The sequence below is a fragment of the Bacillus paramobilis genome (assembly GCF_038096195.1).
Lineage (GTDB): Bacteria > Bacillota > Bacilli > Bacillales > Bacillaceae_G > Bacillus_A > Bacillus_A mobilis.
This window is the reverse complement of record NZ_CP151108.1, coordinates 776232-792058: the sequence shown is the minus strand read 5'-3', so window position 1 is coordinate 792058 and position 15827 is coordinate 776232. Positions and strand designations below refer to the sequence as shown.

The 15827-nt window shown below is 37.7% G+C and carries 17 protein-coding genes; 3 read left to right on the top strand and 14 right to left on the bottom strand.

Features of this window, described 5'->3' with window-relative positions:
* Positions 1-26: 26 nt before the first annotated feature.
* On the bottom strand, positions 27-353 hold the full coding sequence (gene ytxJ, locus AABL52_RS04115; protein ID WP_001057490.1) for a bacillithiol system redox-active protein YtxJ: 327 nt from the start codon (positions 351-353) through the stop codon (positions 27-29).
* Entirely contained in the window at positions 353-865 is a 513-nt protein-coding gene (locus AABL52_RS04110; protein WP_001197726.1) for a DUF948 domain-containing protein, read from the bottom strand. The genes ytxJ and AABL52_RS04110 overlap by 1 nt, the downstream gene beginning before the upstream one ends.
* 187 nt (positions 866-1052) lie before the next feature.
* Between AABL52_RS04110 and AABL52_RS04105 the strand changes: the two genes are divergently transcribed.
* Entirely contained in the window at positions 1053-2168 is a 1116-nt protein-coding gene (locus tag AABL52_RS04105; RefSeq protein ID WP_097845548.1) for an aminopeptidase, read from the top strand.
* A gap of 35 nt (positions 2169-2203) precedes the next feature.
* On the opposite strand, the gene AABL52_RS04100 is transcribed toward AABL52_RS04105, so the two are convergent.
* The 5 genes from AABL52_RS04100 to AABL52_RS04080 form a co-directional block, all read right to left on the bottom strand.
* Positions 2204-2638: a hypothetical protein gene (locus AABL52_RS04100; RefSeq protein WP_098258121.1), complete on the bottom strand. Its 435-nt coding sequence runs from the start codon at positions 2636-2638 to the stop codon at positions 2204-2206.
* A 15-nt stretch (positions 2639-2653) separates the two neighbouring features.
* Positions 2654-2836 (bottom strand): hypothetical protein, encoded by a 183-nt coding sequence (locus tag AABL52_RS04095; RefSeq protein ID WP_340421095.1) that lies wholly within the window; start codon positions 2834-2836, stop codon positions 2654-2656.
* Positions 2833-3237, bottom strand: a complete 405-nt coding sequence (locus tag AABL52_RS04090) for a PH domain-containing protein (RefSeq protein ID WP_341518955.1) — start codon at positions 3235-3237, stop codon at positions 2833-2835. Before AABL52_RS04090 ends, AABL52_RS04095 begins: the two co-directional genes overlap by 4 nt.
* 77 nt (positions 3238-3314) lie before the next feature.
* Entirely contained in the window at positions 3315-3806 is a 492-nt protein-coding gene (locus tag AABL52_RS04085) for a GNAT family N-acetyltransferase (protein WP_098258119.1), read from the bottom strand.
* Positions 3803-4351 (bottom strand): GNAT family N-acetyltransferase, encoded by a 549-nt coding sequence (locus AABL52_RS04080; RefSeq protein ID WP_098670845.1) that lies wholly within the window; start codon positions 4349-4351, stop codon positions 3803-3805. Before AABL52_RS04080 ends, AABL52_RS04085 begins: the two co-directional genes overlap by 4 nt.
* A gap of 145 nt (positions 4352-4496) precedes the next feature.
* Here AABL52_RS04080 and AABL52_RS04075 point away from each other — a divergent pair, with 145 nt between their 5' ends.
* A complete protein-coding gene (locus AABL52_RS04075) occupies positions 4497-4841 on the top strand; it encodes a PadR family transcriptional regulator (RefSeq protein ID WP_000414147.1) in 345 nt (114 codons plus the stop codon).
* The gene (locus tag AABL52_RS04070) at positions 4838-5500 is read left to right on the top strand and encodes an HAAS signaling domain-containing protein (RefSeq protein WP_098258117.1); all 663 of its coding nucleotides are present in this window, start codon (positions 4838-4840) and stop codon (positions 5498-5500) included. The genes AABL52_RS04075 and AABL52_RS04070 overlap by 4 nt, the downstream gene beginning before the upstream one ends.
* A 54-nt stretch (positions 5501-5554) precedes the next feature.
* On the opposite strand, the gene murC is transcribed toward AABL52_RS04070, so the two are convergent.
* The 7 genes from murC to AABL52_RS04035 form a co-directional block, all read right to left on the bottom strand.
* Positions 5555-6865, bottom strand: a complete 1311-nt coding sequence (gene murC, locus AABL52_RS04065; RefSeq protein ID WP_000219461.1) for a UDP-N-acetylmuramate--L-alanine ligase — start codon at positions 6863-6865, stop codon at positions 5555-5557.
* Between the two features lie 252 nt (positions 6866-7117).
* Positions 7118-8236 (bottom strand): nicotinate phosphoribosyltransferase, encoded by a 1119-nt coding sequence (locus AABL52_RS04060; RefSeq protein ID WP_000658380.1) that lies wholly within the window; start codon positions 8234-8236, stop codon positions 7118-7120.
* Positions 8237-8297: 61 nt separating this feature from the next.
* Positions 8298-12704, bottom strand: a complete 4407-nt coding sequence (locus AABL52_RS04055) for a DNA translocase FtsK (protein ID WP_341518954.1) — start codon at positions 12702-12704, stop codon at positions 8298-8300.
* A gap of 155 nt (positions 12705-12859) precedes the next feature.
* On the bottom strand, positions 12860-13798 hold the full coding sequence (locus AABL52_RS04050; RefSeq protein WP_341518953.1) for an N-acetylmuramoyl-L-alanine amidase: 939 nt from the start codon (positions 13796-13798) through the stop codon (positions 12860-12862).
* Positions 13799-13838: 40 nt separating this feature from the next.
* Positions 13839-14183, bottom strand: coding sequence for a thiamine transporter (locus AABL52_RS04045; protein ID WP_341518952.1), 345 nt, complete (start codon positions 14181-14183; stop codon positions 13839-13841).
* Between the two features lie 195 nt (positions 14184-14378).
* Entirely contained in the window at positions 14379-14993 is a 615-nt protein-coding gene (ytpR, locus tag AABL52_RS04040) for a YtpR family tRNA-binding protein (RefSeq protein WP_001006763.1), read from the bottom strand.
* Positions 14990-15802, bottom strand: a complete 813-nt coding sequence (locus AABL52_RS04035) for a DUF1444 domain-containing protein (protein WP_000784600.1) — start codon at positions 15800-15802, stop codon at positions 14990-14992. Before AABL52_RS04035 ends, ytpR begins: the two co-directional genes overlap by 4 nt.
* Positions 15803-15827 lie beyond the last annotated feature (25 nt).

Here is a 15827-nt window from a genome sequence, read left to right as displayed (position 1 = left end):
AGCAAGCACCTTTAGCTTGCTTCTTTTTACTTAATATTCTCTTCTAAAGCGTCTTTTTTAATGTTCCAATGAGACGTATTCCATACTACCATCCCATCTTTTATGTATAACACTTGCGGAGATTCATGTTTAATGCTGTACTGTTCTGCAACACGATTCGAAACATCTCTCGCATCTTGTACGTATAAGTAATACGCTGGTACTGCTCTTTCTTCACTACAATACGCTTGAAATTCTGTATAGGCACCGTGACTAATTGGGCATGTCGTACTATGTTTAAAAAGAACATAAGGCTCGTTTTTTTCTACTAATACTTCAAGCTCTTCAATTGTTTCAACTTTTGTCATATTCATCACGATTCACCTCTCATACGAAGTCTAGAGCGCTTCTCTTTCTTTTCAGCCTTTTTCTCAAGTCTTTCTAATTTACGCTCTTCTTTTTCGACCTTTTTCTCTTGTCTTGTCGCACGATAATGATTGTATACTTCAATTGCTGCGCTGCTCCACTGTACAACTTGCGCTACTTTATCTGCATTGTTTTCAATTTCGTCTGTAACAGACTCTGATACATTACGAAGTTTCGTATTTAAAGAATGGATTGTCGTTCCAATTCCATCTACACCCGATACTACCTTATTTAATGATTGTGACTTCTGTTGAATGTCATCAGCTAACGCATTTGTTTTATGTAATAATTGCTCCGTCTCTACGCTAATCCCTTGCATTTGCTTTTCTAAACCTTCTAACGTGCTCGCAACGTTTTCTAACGTCTTTTGAACCGATAACAACGTTCTGCATACATACACTACTAATACAGCGAAAGCAACCGCGATAATAGCCGCACTTACATATAAAAGAACTTGCATTTCATCACTTCCTTTATCTTTTTCATACTTTCTCCTATTATACAATCATTTTCCGTTTCGTTCTAATCCTTATCTTTTCATTAGAATTTTCATACTTATTCGTTAACTTTAACATAAATGATTCAACAAATTCCACTAAGTAGGTTACAATAGGAGAGGATACATAATTAGTAGGGAGGCTTTACATATGAAAGATCCACGCATTGAAAAGTTAGCATACAATTTAATTAACTACTCTATTCGCTTACAAAAAGGCGAAAAAGTATTAATTGAAAACTTTGGCTTACAAAAAGAACTTGTAACTGCACTTGTAAAAGAAGCATATGCAGCTGGTGGTTTCCCATTCGTTTCTTTAAAAGATCATCAAGTAGATCGCTCTTTATTAATGGGTGCTACTGAAGAACATTTTGAACAAATCGCTGCATATGAAGCAAGCGTAATGAAAGATATGGACGCTTATATCGGTCTTCGCTCTGGCGATAACATTAACGAACAAGCTGACGTACCAAGTGAAAGAATGCAAATTCACGGTCAAACAGTTGGTAAAAAAGTTCATAGAGACATCCGCGTTCCGAAAACGCGCTGGGTTGTTCTTCGCTACCCAAATGCTTCTATGGCACAGCTTGCTAAAATGAGCACAGAAGCTTTTGAAGACTTCTACTTCGAAGTTTGTAACTTAGACTACGGTAAAATGGATAAGGCAATGGATAGCCTTGTTACATTAATGAATAAAACAGACAAAGTTCGTTTAACTGGCCCTGGAACTGACTTAACATTCTCTATTAAAGACATTCCAGCTATTAAATGCTCAGGTCATTTAAATATTCCAGACGGTGAAGTATATTCTGCACCAGTTCGCGATTCTGTTAACGGTACAGTTTCTTACAACACACCATCGCCTTACAACGGTTATACATTTGAAAATGTACAACTTAAGTTTGAGAACGGTCAAATCATTGAAGCAACTGCAAACGATACAGAGCGCATTAACAAAATCTTCGATACAGACGAAGGCGCACGCTTCGTTGGTGAGTTCGCAATCGGCGTAAACCCATACATCTTACATCCAATGGGAGACATCCTATTCGATGAAAAAATCGATGGCAGCTTCCACTTCACTCCTGGACAAGCTTACGACGATGCATGGAACGGCAACAACTCGAACATTCACTGGGATTTAGTATGCATCCAGCGCCCTGAATACGGCGGCGGCGAAATTTACTTCGACGACGTACTAATCCGTAAAGACGGACGTTTCGTTGTATCTGAACTAGAAGCTTTAAACCCAGAGAACTTAAAATAATAATAAAAACGCTCGGAATTTTCTCTGAGCGTTTTTTAATACTTTAATAAGTCTTTCGCCACATCTTCCGGCACTTTAAAACTCATCTTCTTATTTTTCATTTCAACTTCGACATAAGGGACATCTTTATATACTGTCATTGTACCAATTTCATGTAACTCTTTTTTATCTTTACTCGACTCTGATAATTTTGGTGTATCTTCTTGATACATTTTGAATGTTTTCCCTTGTGGAGTATCTAAAGGAGCCGATTGCATTTCCCACTTATCCATTTTCATGACTTCAAACAGCTTTTCAATTTCTTTCTTATCGGTAATTACTTTTTTATCACTTGAATCTGTAAGTGATTCAATCTCAACCTTTTGTGCCTTTTCAAAGTTCATATCAGCCTTTTCCTTCTTCGCACTACAACCTATTAAAAGAACGGATGCGGTTAGCAGAAGTAAAAATAACATAAGGACTTTTTTCATTTCTAATCCTCCTAACTACATAGAGCTACTTTTTTCGTTTTTTGTTTGCTGAAAATGAAAATAATATAAAAGCGCCACTGCGATAGTACCTATTAATATTGGTTCATATAAGGGCAGATCCCATTTCATATATACTCTAGTGCAAATAGCAAGCACAAACAAAATTTCCAAACAAAACAAAGGTTTTACATATTTCATTTCTTACCTACCATTTCTATTTTCACATGTGGATTTTCTTTTTCTACAAGCGATAAAAACTGCTCCATATTTTGCGGCATCGCAATCATATGTACTTTATATGCATTCGTCGTAATTTCAAGGGATTTCCCAACTTGACGAATGATTCTTATCTCTTTCAATACAATATCGTCATTTAAAATGCCGTACTTTAATACACCATTTTCTACTTTATGCTTTTTAATAAATACTTCCCAAACGAGTGGCACATTCACAAGGAAGCATAAACCCATTCCAATTAACGCTGACATCCACTGCTCTTTATTTGCGCAAAGCATGACAAGTGGATATACGAACATAAAAACTAACGTGAGACAAACGAAAATTACTACCGACTTACTTCTTTGAATTGGAATGTTCATACACGCACCTCCCAACCTAAATTATACCACTTTTTCCATTTTAGTTCATAAAAAAAGGCCATTTCTACATGACCTTCTTAAACAATATATCTATAAAATTTCTTATCCACTTGCAACACTGGAAAACTTTTTGGCAACTCGTCTATACTCACACTTTGGAAATTATTCTTTTCATAAAAGCGATGCGCTGCTAAAAACTTTACTGTCGTTCCTAAGTAAATATCTTTCAGTTTTTTATTCTCAGCCCACGAAATTGCTGTTTGGAGCAACTTATGTGATACGCCCCACTCTTTTCCACGAAATTCTTTTTTTACAAACATTTTTCTTAGCGCTACTTGCTGATTCTCAATATCTAATAACGCCACTGTTCCAACTACTTTATCATCACAAATCGCAACCCAAAAGTTTCCATAATCCCTTTGATAGAACGTTTCTATTTCAAGTAAGTCTGGCTGTTCTTCTTTCGTAATGGGAACATTGTACTCTTTTTGCTGAATATGAACGATAAGATCTACTACTTCATCTTGAAACGTACTTTCATACGGAATAATGCGTATCTTCTCGTTCATCGAATCTCCTTCCATTCTGAAGCTAGTAAACTATATACAGCGATATCATGGAAATGATCGTATAGCCACTCATCATCTCTTAAAATACCATCTAGCTTAAATCCTAAACGCTCTGGAATAGCGCGGCTTTTCACATTTTCAACACCGCATCTAATTTCCATTTTATTTAACTTTAAATTCTCAAATGCATAGTGAAGTACAGCCTTCACACTACGCGTCATAATGCCTTTCCCGCCAGCATCTTCTGCAAGATAGTATCCGAGACTTGCCGCTTTCTTCCCCCAACTTACCGGATGAATGCCTACCATCCCCACGAGCTTACCTTTATAACGTATGCCACTTTCAAAACCGTCTCCCTCTGCAAACTTCTTTAACCACATTGGACAAATTTCATCATACGCACCAGCAGATTTTACCCCATCCACCCAAGGAAGCCATCTTCGTAAATGATTACGGTTTTGGTCTATTAATTGATATAGTTCCTCTTTATGGTGCTTCTCTAATAACTGTAATTCGATTTCATCGTCTACTCGAAGTGTGAACATGTTTTTTAGCTCCCTTTTAGTTTTCTTATTATTCTAACACTTATAGATGTAAATTGTTAAATATTCACACTTTCTTTTGAACTTCATATGTGAATAACCACTATGTATGATTGATATCTAGATATCAATCATATATAGTTAAAGTATGGAAAAAAATGATAATTTTATAATTCAATTACGTAAAGGTGTTTTTGATCTCGCTATTTTGTCTTTACTAAGTAAACAACCTATGTACGGATACGAAATTACAAGTGCATTACAAGATATCCCTGTGTTTCATATCCCAAACGGTTCGATTTACCCCATATTAAATCGAATCACGAAAAACAATTGGGCTGTTTCCTATTGGGAAGAGTCCGGTGATGGTCCAAAAAGAAAATACTATCGCATGACAGACGAAGGGAGAGAAATTTTAAATAGTCGCTTACATGATTATGATGCAGTGTATCATGCTCTAATGTTACTAGCTAAAGGAGAGGATAAAAAATGAACAAGGAACAATTCTTTTCAAATGAACTCATTACTTCTTTCTTACACGATCTTCATAAAGGTTTAATGAACTTACCTGCGTCAGCAAGAGAACAACATGTGCTAGAGATCAAATCGGATTTATATGAAAATGCATTATGTAAAGAAAGCGAAGGGGTACCATTAGAAATCATTCCTTCACAAGTAATTGAAGAATTTCTTCCTCCAAAAGAATTAGCACAGGAAATTGCAGTAGAATATACAGATGTTATTCAAGATGCACAGCAATCTACAAATACATTTATTAAATATTATTCCGGCCTATCTATCGGTCCACTCGGCGCTTTATCAGTGCCTATTGTACTCGGTTTTATAAATTTTTCTGCTAATTTACCATTTTTACTAGCCTTTATTGCAAGCAACATTTGGTTTATCTTTAGAGAAAACCATTGGAATATAGATTTATTAAAATACTTTAAAACAATTATTTTCATCAGTTCAAGACTGCTAATTGCTCTCCCATTCAGCTTTTTCGCGATTCGAATTATGATAACAAAACAATTCGACATGTTTTCATTCTATTATTTAATCGGATATGTACTTTTTAGTTCAATTTATATCATTTTGTTAAAACAACTATACAAAAAAAATAAACAATACCAACATATCAACGCTTTTTAAAATATATCGAGCACAACAAAAAAGACGCATAGCCACCGCTATGCGTCTTTTCTATTACTTCTCTGCAACTTGAACTTCTTTTACGTAAGCTGCTTCGAATTTTTGGATGTCGCCTGCGCCCATGAAAATTAGAACGCCGTTTTTATGTTTCTTTAATACATCCGTTGTTGTATCTGTAATTAGTTCTGCACCATCAATACGCTTTTGCAGATCTTCGATTGTTAATTCACCTTTATTTTCGCGTGCTGATCCGAAAATATCACATAAGTATACTTGGTCAGCTTTGCTTAAACTTTCAGCGAACTCATCTAAGAACTTTTCTGTACGTGAGAATGTATGTGGCTGGAATACAGCGACAACTTCACGCTCTGGATGCTTTTGACGAGCTGCTTCAATCGTTGCATTAATTTCTGTCGGATGGTGTGCGTAGTCATCGATAATAACTTGCTCTCCCATTGGCTTTTCATTAAAGCGACGTTTTACGCCTTCAAAAGTTGTTAGCTGATGCTTAACTGCTTCTACATCAACGTTTTCATAATGGCAAAGCGCGATTACTGCTAATGCATTTAATACGCTGTGGTTGCCGTATCCTGTAATTTTGAACGTGTCATAGTACGTATTACGAACGAATACATCGAAAATAGTACCATCTGTTCTCTTTTGAATGTTACGTGCTTGGAAATCATTATCTTCTCCAAATCCATAGAAAATAACAGGTACTTTCGCTTGAATTTTTTGAAGTTCTTCATCATCTCCACATGCAATAATGCCCTTTTTCACTTGCAATGCCATCTCTTGGAATGCATTGAATACATCATTGATATCTGAGAAATAATCTGGATGATCAAAATCAATATTTGTCATAATCGCATAGTCTGGATTGTAAGACAAGAAATGACGACGATACTCACAAGCTTCAAATACAAAATACTTACTATTTTCTACCCCATGCCCTGTTCCATCTCCAATAAGGTAAGATGTAGGGTGTGCACCTTGCATTACATGGGCTAACAAACCAGTTGTTGATGTTTTTCCATGCGCACCAGTTACAGCAACACTTGTGTATTGGTTCATAAGGTCACCTAAGAAGTGATGGTAACGATGTACTGGGATGTTTAATTCTTTTGCTGCTACGATTTCTTCATGCGTATCAGGAAATGCATTTCCTGCAATAATCACTTGTCCTTCTTTTACATTATTTTTATCAAAAGGAAGGATCGAGATATTACGCTTTTCCAACGCTGTTTGTGTAAAGAAACGCTTTTCATAATCAGACCCTTGAACAGTATGCTTCATGTCATGAAGAATTTGAGCTAATGAACTCATTCCTGTTCCTTTAATTCCTACAAAATGGTAAACTGTCATCTTAAAGAACCTCCAACATTTCGAACTAATACAACGGCCTATCTATAAGACAGTATATGAATCTTTTCTTATTTTGGTAATCATCATACATTTTTGATGTAGTGAAGTTATTCTTCCCTTCACTTATCAGGATAAACTCGTACGTACTTCTTTTTTATGTCCATAACAAATCCATTATAGCAAAAAAGAAGCCGCTATACTATGATAACAGAAAAACTGATAGGGTCAATCACCTATCAGTTTTTCTCTCTTTTACATATCTTCTCTTTTTTCTAATTGAACACGCTCTAAACGTGGGTTTGGACGATATTTACGACCAGCTTTCGCTTCTGGTTTTCCATTTAATTCTACGTTATCACCAGTAAAGCCAATATTCATTTTTAATAAGCTACTTCCTACTCCGTATATATCAACAGGTACGTTTTGAGCTTCAAATTCACGAATACGCTTCTCATCAAATCCACCAGTTACAACGATGTCTACATGCTGGAATCCTTCTTCATCAAGTGCTTTACGAAGTGCGAATACAAGCGATGGGTTTACACCACGTGGATCGAATGTTCCAAGTACTTCTGGGTGGCGAATGAAGTATTGATCAATCATCGTACGCGACGTATCTACACGTACACCTTTTAATGTTGATCCAAATTCACGCGCTACGCGAAGTGCATCTGTAATGACATCATTATTGTAATCAATTAATACAACTAATTCATCTTCTGGGAATTTCTTATGATATGCTTTTGCCGCTTCCACAACATCACCATTAAACATTTGAATTAATGCGTGAGGCATTGTCCCCATACCACTTCTGCCCCACCATTCATTCATCGCATGCGTCGCTTGTGCGCTCATACCTCCGATGTATGCTGCATAACCGTCACCAGCTTGTTGTGTATAATGATCATCACGGTCTCCCATGAAAATAACTGGTTTTTCTTTATCTACGCTACGCGCAGCTTGGACAACGTTATAAACGTTTGTCGCAACTGATGTACGACGAGCTAAAATCCCATCAATGACACCTTCTAAAAATCCGAAATTTTCATAAGGACCATGAATTGTTAACACTGTTTCAAACGGACTAATATTATCGCCATCTTTTAAAGAGTTAATTTCAAGTTCCTCAGGATTTTTAGCGAATGTTTGTAGCAACGCAATCACTTCATCTGTTCCGCAAAGAACTGCATTTTCCTTTTGGAAAAATTGCATCGTTACAACACTTTTCGGGCGAAATTCTTCAATGATTTCTCTAGTCTTTAAAAAGTAAACGGCAGAGAACCAACCTTCTCCAACACGTTCGTCAAATTTAAATGTTCTATTTGTTAGTCTATTTATTTCACCTTTTAATTTTAATTCAATTTCTTTCATGTCGCTTTACTCCCTACTTTACTATCCAACATTTTCTCTTAGTATACAGCAAAACCGTTTACTATACATTTGTTTCCTGCATAGCAGCGAATTCATCCTCAGAAATAAGGACATCTCTCGGTTTCGTTCCTCTTCCTTCAGAAATAATCCCTTGCGATTCCATCTCTTCAATGAGACGTGCCGCGCGATTATAACCGATGCGGAATTTTCGCTGTACAGAAGATGTGGACGCTCCCCCTTGTTCTACAACAAATTGACATGCTTCAAAGAACAATTCGTCTTCCGACTCAGCTTGTTCTGTTTTCGCTAATAAATCCTCTTGCTTAAATAAGTAATTCGGTTTCATTTGCTTTTTCACATGATCAACTGTCTTTTCAATCTCATCATCCGATACATATACACCTTGTACACGAACAGGCTTAGATGTACCGTTCCCTAAGAATAACATATCACCACGGCCAAGTAATTTCTCCGCGCCACCAATATCGATAATCGTACGCGAATCAACTTGAGATGATACAGTAAACGCAATACGCGTTGGAATGTTTGACTTAATTAGACCTGTAATAACATCTACAGACGGACGCTGTGTCGCTACTAATAAATGAATACCACAAGCACGTGCTTTTTGCGCAATACGACAAATCGCTTCCTCAACATCACCAGGTGCTACCATCATTAAGTCGGCTAACTCGTCAATGACAATAACGATATAAGGTAATGTCTCTCCTGGAATTTCTCGCCCACTTACAATCGTATTGTAACGAGTTAAATCACGAGCCCCTGCATGCGCAAACAATTCATAACGGCGCTCCATTTCTTCAACTGCCCACTTTAATGCAGCTGTCGCTGCTTTTACATCCGTAATAACAGGTGCTACAAGATGCGGAACAGAATTGTATGGTGCAAGCTCCACCATCTTCGGATCGATTAACATTAACTTCACTTCATGCGGTTTCGCTTTATATAAAATGCTCGTTAAAATTGCGTTAATACACACACTTTTACCAGAACCCGTTGCACCCGCAATAAGTCCATGTGGCATTTTTCGAATATCCGTTACAATTGGATCACCTGAAATATCAAGTCCTAGCGCAACTGTAAGCGGTGATTCGCTCTTTGTAAACACAGGACTTCTTAAAATTTCACGAAGAAATACTGGCTTACTTTCTTTATTTGGAACTTCGATTCCAATCGCACTCTTCCCTGGAATCGGTGCTTCAATACGAATATCTTTCGCTGCTAAGCTTAACTTAATATCATCACTTAAGTTTGTAATTTTATTTACTTTCACACCTGGGTCTGGCTGTACTTCAAAACGAGTTACTGCCGGACCTTGCGATACATTAATAACATGTGCGCCAACATGGAAATTATTAAACGTTGTATCTAATAATTCTTTCTGTTCATCCAACCATTGCGTATTATCTAACGCTGCTTGCTGCGGAATCGATAGCAATGTTAATGGTGGAATTGCATATGTCGGTGGTGTTTGCAATACATTTCGCATATCGTTCTCTCTTTGATTTACAACATATGCTTTCTCTTGTACTTCCGTACTTGAAATTGGCTTTTGTACTTGCTCTACCACTACTTGTTGCACTGGCTTTTCTTCCACTTGTGATTCTACCACTACTTGCTGCACTGGTTTCTCTTCCACTTGTGGTTCCACTACCTCTTGTTGCACTGGTTTTTCTTCCACTCTTGATTCTACCACCACTTGCTGCATTGGTTTCTCTTCCACTTGTGGTTCTACTACCACTTGCTGCATTGGTTTTTCTTCCACTCGTGATTCTGCCACCACTTGCTGCATTGGTTTCTCTTCCACTTGTGGTTCTACTACTACTTGCTGCATTGGTTTTTCTTCTACTTGTGATTCTACCACTACTTGCTGCATTGGCTTTTCTTCCACTTGTGGTTCCACTACCACTTGCTGCACTGGTTTTTCTTCCACTTGTGGTTCCACTACCTCTTGTTGCACTGGTTTTTCTTCCACTCTTGATTCTACCACCACTTGCTGCATTGGTTTCTCTTCCACTTGTGGTTCTACTACCACTTGCTGCATTGGTTTTTCTTCCACTCGTGATTCTGCCACCACTTGCTGCATTGGTTTCTCTTCCACTTGTGGTTCTACTACTACTTGCTGCATTGGTTTTTCTTCTACTTGTGATTCTACCACTACTTGCTGCATTGGCTTTTCTTCCACTTGTGGTTCCACTACCACTTGCTGCACTGGTTTTTCTTCTACTTGTTGTACAGGCTTATTCTCTACTCGTTCACTCATAGAAGATTGCATTGCATTTGCTCTAGCCGCATGTCTTTCCATTAATCGCGTTCTGTCTTGTTTCAACATAACAACATTAAATGGTACGTGACGCTTCTTCTCACGTTTTGGTTCTTCTTTTTGGACAACTGGTTGTTCTTCTGCGACCGGTGCTTCTTCTACAACTTGTTGTTCTTCTGCAATCGGTGCTTCTTCTACAACTGGCTGCTCTTCTGCAATCGGTGTTTCTTCTACAACTGGCTGCTCTTCTGCAATCGGTGCTTCTTCTACAACTGGCTGCTCTTCTGCAATCGGTGCTTCTTCTACAACTTGTTGTTCTTCTGCAATCGGTGCTTCTTCTACAACTGGCTGCTCTTCTGCAATCGGTGCTTCTTCTACAACTGGCTGCTCTTCTGCAATCGGTGCTTCTTCTACAACTGGCTGCTCTTCTGCAATCGGTGCTTCTTCTACAACTGGCTGCTCTTCTGCAATCGGTGCTTCTTCTACAACTGGCTGCTCTTCTGCAATCGGTGCTTCTTCTACAACTGGCTGCTCTTCTGCAATCGGTGCTTCTTCTACAACTGGCTGCTCTTCTGCAATCGGTGCCTCTTCTACAACTGGCTGCTCCTCTGCAATCGGTGCTTCTTCTACAACTGGCTGCTCTTCTGCAATCGGTGCCTCTTCTACAACTGGCTGCTCCTCTGCAATCGGTGCTTCTTCCGCAATTAAAACATCCGCAAAGCTTTGAACATCTTTCTGCGTTTGTTCATCAGCCTCAGCAACATGTATGAACCCATTCTTTTGTTCAATTGCTTCATCTAACAATATTTCTTGCTGCGTTTCCTCAAGTTCTACAGGTTCCGCTTCTTCTGGCGCTTCTGCTTCTGCAATTACTTCCACTTCTTCTAAATCTTCTGCTTCTGCAATTACTTCTACTTCTTCTAAATCTTTTGTTTCCGCAATTACTTCCACTTCTTCTGGCGCTTCTGCTTCTGCAATTACTTCCACTTCTTCTAAATCTTCTGCTTCTGCAATTACTTCTACTTCTTCTAAATCTTTTGTTTCCGCAATTACTTCCACTTCTTCTGGCGCTTCTGCTTCTGCAATTACTTCTACTTCTTCTAAATCTTTTGTTTCCGCAATTACTTCCACTTCTTCTGGCGCTTCTGCTTCTGCAATTACTTCCACTTCTTCTGGTATTTCCACAATGATTGTTTCTTCAAGTTTCTCTTCTGCTTTAACAATCACTGATTCTTCTGGAGCTTGCTTTTCTACTTCAATAGTAGGTTGTTCTATTTCTGTATTACGTTTAGTTTCTTCTAATAATATTGTATCCTCGTGCTCTACTTTAGAATCTACTAATTCTGCTTGTAGAGTGTTTTTGGCCACTACATCACTTTCTTGCTGAAGTAATTCAGCCGCTGGAACTTCCTGCGGTGCACTAATTTCTTGAACCACTTCTTTTTCTTCTACTATAGGTTCTTGGCGTTCAATTTCATAACCGTTTTTCTCTAACCATTGATCGACAACTGACTTTTCTTCCTTTTTATTTTGTTGATCTCGCTGATCAACTCCTTCATGACTGGAAGAATTCGTTGCTTGTCCTTCTGAGAAATCAGATAATGCATACCCTTTTTTCTCTAACCATGCATCAACGACTGATTTGCCCTCTACAGATATTTCAAGGTCTTCTCTTTCCTTTTCTTCCTCCTGCTTTTCTACCTTTTTCTCTACTGAAGGACGATTATATCCATAAATTGGCGAAATCATTTCTGTTGGACGAAATGGTCTACGGTTACTTTCTTGCGTAGGTACAGATGCTTTCTTTACGACAGGCTCTCGCTCCGGTTCATATTGCATTTCCGGCTCTTCATATGTAGAAACTACCTTCTCCACATACTGTCGTCTACTTCTTTCCACTTTGATTCCTCTTTGAGTAGGCTGATTTTCATATGTTACAGCTTGAACAGGTTGTTCTTCAAAATGCCCTGTTTCTATAACATCCTCTTCATCGAACCCATTATCCGGTACTAATGGAAAACGGCATTTACCTGCATTCCTACTTGCCATTTGTGCTTCTCTTGCTTCAGTGTAGTGGTTTACGCGAGGAATTTTCGGCTGACTTTCAACTTGCTTTAACACTTCTTTATTCATCGCTGTTTGTTCTTCCTCTTTGTTAAACAGCTTTTTCATCCAATCTAACATGTTTACCACTCTTTCTACTAAATAGTAACATCCTTTATTGTATCAGCATTCGGCAAAAAGTGCAGGTAAAATTAAGCATGTCATATTTATCCATAACATTCTAATTTACGAGTATTTTCATACAGAAAAACGCACCCTTACATATAAGACTGCGTTTAAGCTTTACTCTTCCGATATTCCTCTACACTATCTGTTACACTTTGCAATAAAGAATTTACATACTGCGAGTCAGATAATTTTTTATCTTCTTCAGGATTTGACATAAACCCAAGTTCTAATAGTACACCAGGTACTTTGGACCAATTAAATCCAGAAAGATCATCCCTGAATTTAATTCCATTCACTTTCACTTGCTGATTCTCTCTCATTTTATTTACAATCGTTTGAGAGATTTGAAGACTTTCAGCATAAATCTCTTTCGTGTACGGACTTCCTTCTGTCGGCGTTAATACAGCAAATCCACTTTGATCCGGATTTTCAGAACCATCTGCATGAAGACGTAAAAACAAGTTTGCCTTATGATCATTTGCAAATTTCGCGCGCTCTTTATTACTTATATCCACATCTTGTGACGTTCTCGTCATTAATACTTGCATTCCCTTTGCTTCTAACTTTTCTTTTAATACGAAAGCCATTTCTAATACGAGAACAGCCTCTCTTTTTTTCGTCACAACACCAGTTGTACCATCTGTCACTTTATATTTTTGCGTCGCTGCTCCTGGCCCAATCGGTTCTAAATTCAAATTCGCTTTTTGTTGATGCCCTGGATCAATAACGACAAGAAACTTTCCTTGTTTTTCATTACTCTCTACTTTTTGTTCATTATTTTGTAGCGGTTGCTCAGTTGGCTGCACTGGCGTCGATTCCTCTTTCTTTTCTTCGGCCGGCACTTCCTCCTGCTTCTGCTCTACTTGCTCATTCGTTTGTACTGCTTGCGGTTCTTCTTTCTGTTTTTCTACCGGTGCGTCTTCCTTATTATCTTTGTTTGCTTCCTGCATAGAAGATGTTACTTCTTGTTTCGGCTCTTCTTGCGAACAACCACCCATATATATTCCAATGAATGCAATCATGCTCATTATTTTTATATACTTCATGTTTTTCTCCCATCACTTTGCACCGGTCTCAAAGTTTTTCTTATAATTGTTTTATAACCTCATCCATATTTCCAATATGAACGGGTTGCCACGTTTCAGTACCACGCTCTGCCGTATAAACTAAATACGTATCATCAGACACATTTACGAAAACTGGATCCCCCATATCTGTTTCATATCCGATAACAACCCATTCTTCTTTCCATTTTCCATGTTCTTCACTTATTAATGAATTTTTATGTTTATCATATCGATAACCGATTTGTCCTTTTTCTAATTCATTTTCACTAAACAAATATATTTCATAGGAACCTAACTCGATATCTTGCTGTTTTGAAGTTTCAATTCGTTTCAGAAGTTCTGCGATTTTTAGTTGTTGTTTCATACGTCTATCCCCTTCTATTTTTCTAAATTTTAACTAGTTTGTTTATAAAATACAATATAGATTTTAAGAAAAAAGGTGACATCCTTATGAATATGAACGGTTTTCTACATATATCTATTACAACTCACAATATATCAACGATTCAATAGAAAAGAGAGGCTGTCCAAAAGGACAACCTCTCTTGTTTTACATCAATTAAAATTTGAACTCTTGTCCAACTTCAAAGCTATCTTCTAATACAAGAATACCTTTTTCTTGTGGAGCATCTGGAAGCTCTAATTCACGTGCTGAGCAAATCATTCCAGAAGAAGGAACGCCGCGAAGTTCAGCTGGTTTAATTAGCATACCGCTTGGCATTACAGCGCCAATTTTTGCAACGACAACTTTTTGTCCTGCATCAACGTTCGGTGCGCCACATACGATTTGTAATGTTTCTGTACCGATTTCTACTTTACAAATGTTTAACTTATCAGCATTTGGATGCTTCTCTTTTTCAGCTACATAGCCTACAACAAATTTCGGAGAAAGATCTGCTTCTACTGTTTCTTCAAAGCCGTTCTTCGCTAAAATTCCGTTGATTTGTTCTACAAGCTCTTTCGTTAACGTTAAGTTACCTGTTTCTTTTACTTCTAAGTAAGAAGATGCATTAAAGATGTTGAATCCTGCTGTTTCGTTGCTTTCACGATCATATACGCGTGCAACATCTCCTTTGCGATCAAAAGTACGGTTCTCTAAAGTAATATCTTGTAAGGCAACAATTAGAGTGTCACCAATTCCTTCAAGGTTGTAAAAAACGTTCACTTCGTTCATCCTTTCTCTTTTCCATCTGTCTTCTTCCGATTTTTCGCTAAAATAAAGATTGGTTCAAAGTCCCCATCTTCATATACGAATGAAAGTGATGTAATCGGAACATGCCCTTCGGCAAAAAATTTCATTGTCATTTGTGCAATAATATCATAACCGATTTCGTTGACGATATCAGCAATAATTAATACATCTTGGTGAGGAACAGCAACAACCATGTCACCAGAAATCTTTTCACGCATCGATTGTAGTAACGATTCGTTTAAAATACGAGTCGCATCATACCCATCATTTGTGTTTAAGAAGTAGAATGTATTCCCTGCTACTGTGTCTTGTTTAAATTCATAACCTAATGAGCGGGCGTTGAATAATGCCATCTCACGCACTTGTTGCTCTGTAAGTTCTAATTTTTGTAATAGACGTTCATCAATTAATCGATACGTTTTATTCGAATCTAATGCGTAGTAAATACGTGTTTCCGCCGTATGATCCGTCATAATAAACGGATTTCCTTCTTCTGCTTGTTTCGGGAAAGAAGTAGAGCGAATAACAGGTAAAATTTTCGCTGCGCTATTTTCTTCTTTATGCATCGCAATTAACGCTTCTTGTACGTAATAAGCAACCTCTTCAATTGCTTTTTCTTTATTCACTTCCCATTTTGCCACAACTCCTGGAAGCGATACGTTAATACCTTTTTTCGAGTCTTTTTGCTCTATACGTAGAACTTCTTTCTCGCTATCATACTGAAAGTCCCATTCTGGGCGAGATAATTTCTTCATTAACTCGTCTTTCATCTTTTTACTTGTCATCTTCATCTCTTTTTCCTCCCTTCCAAAAAAA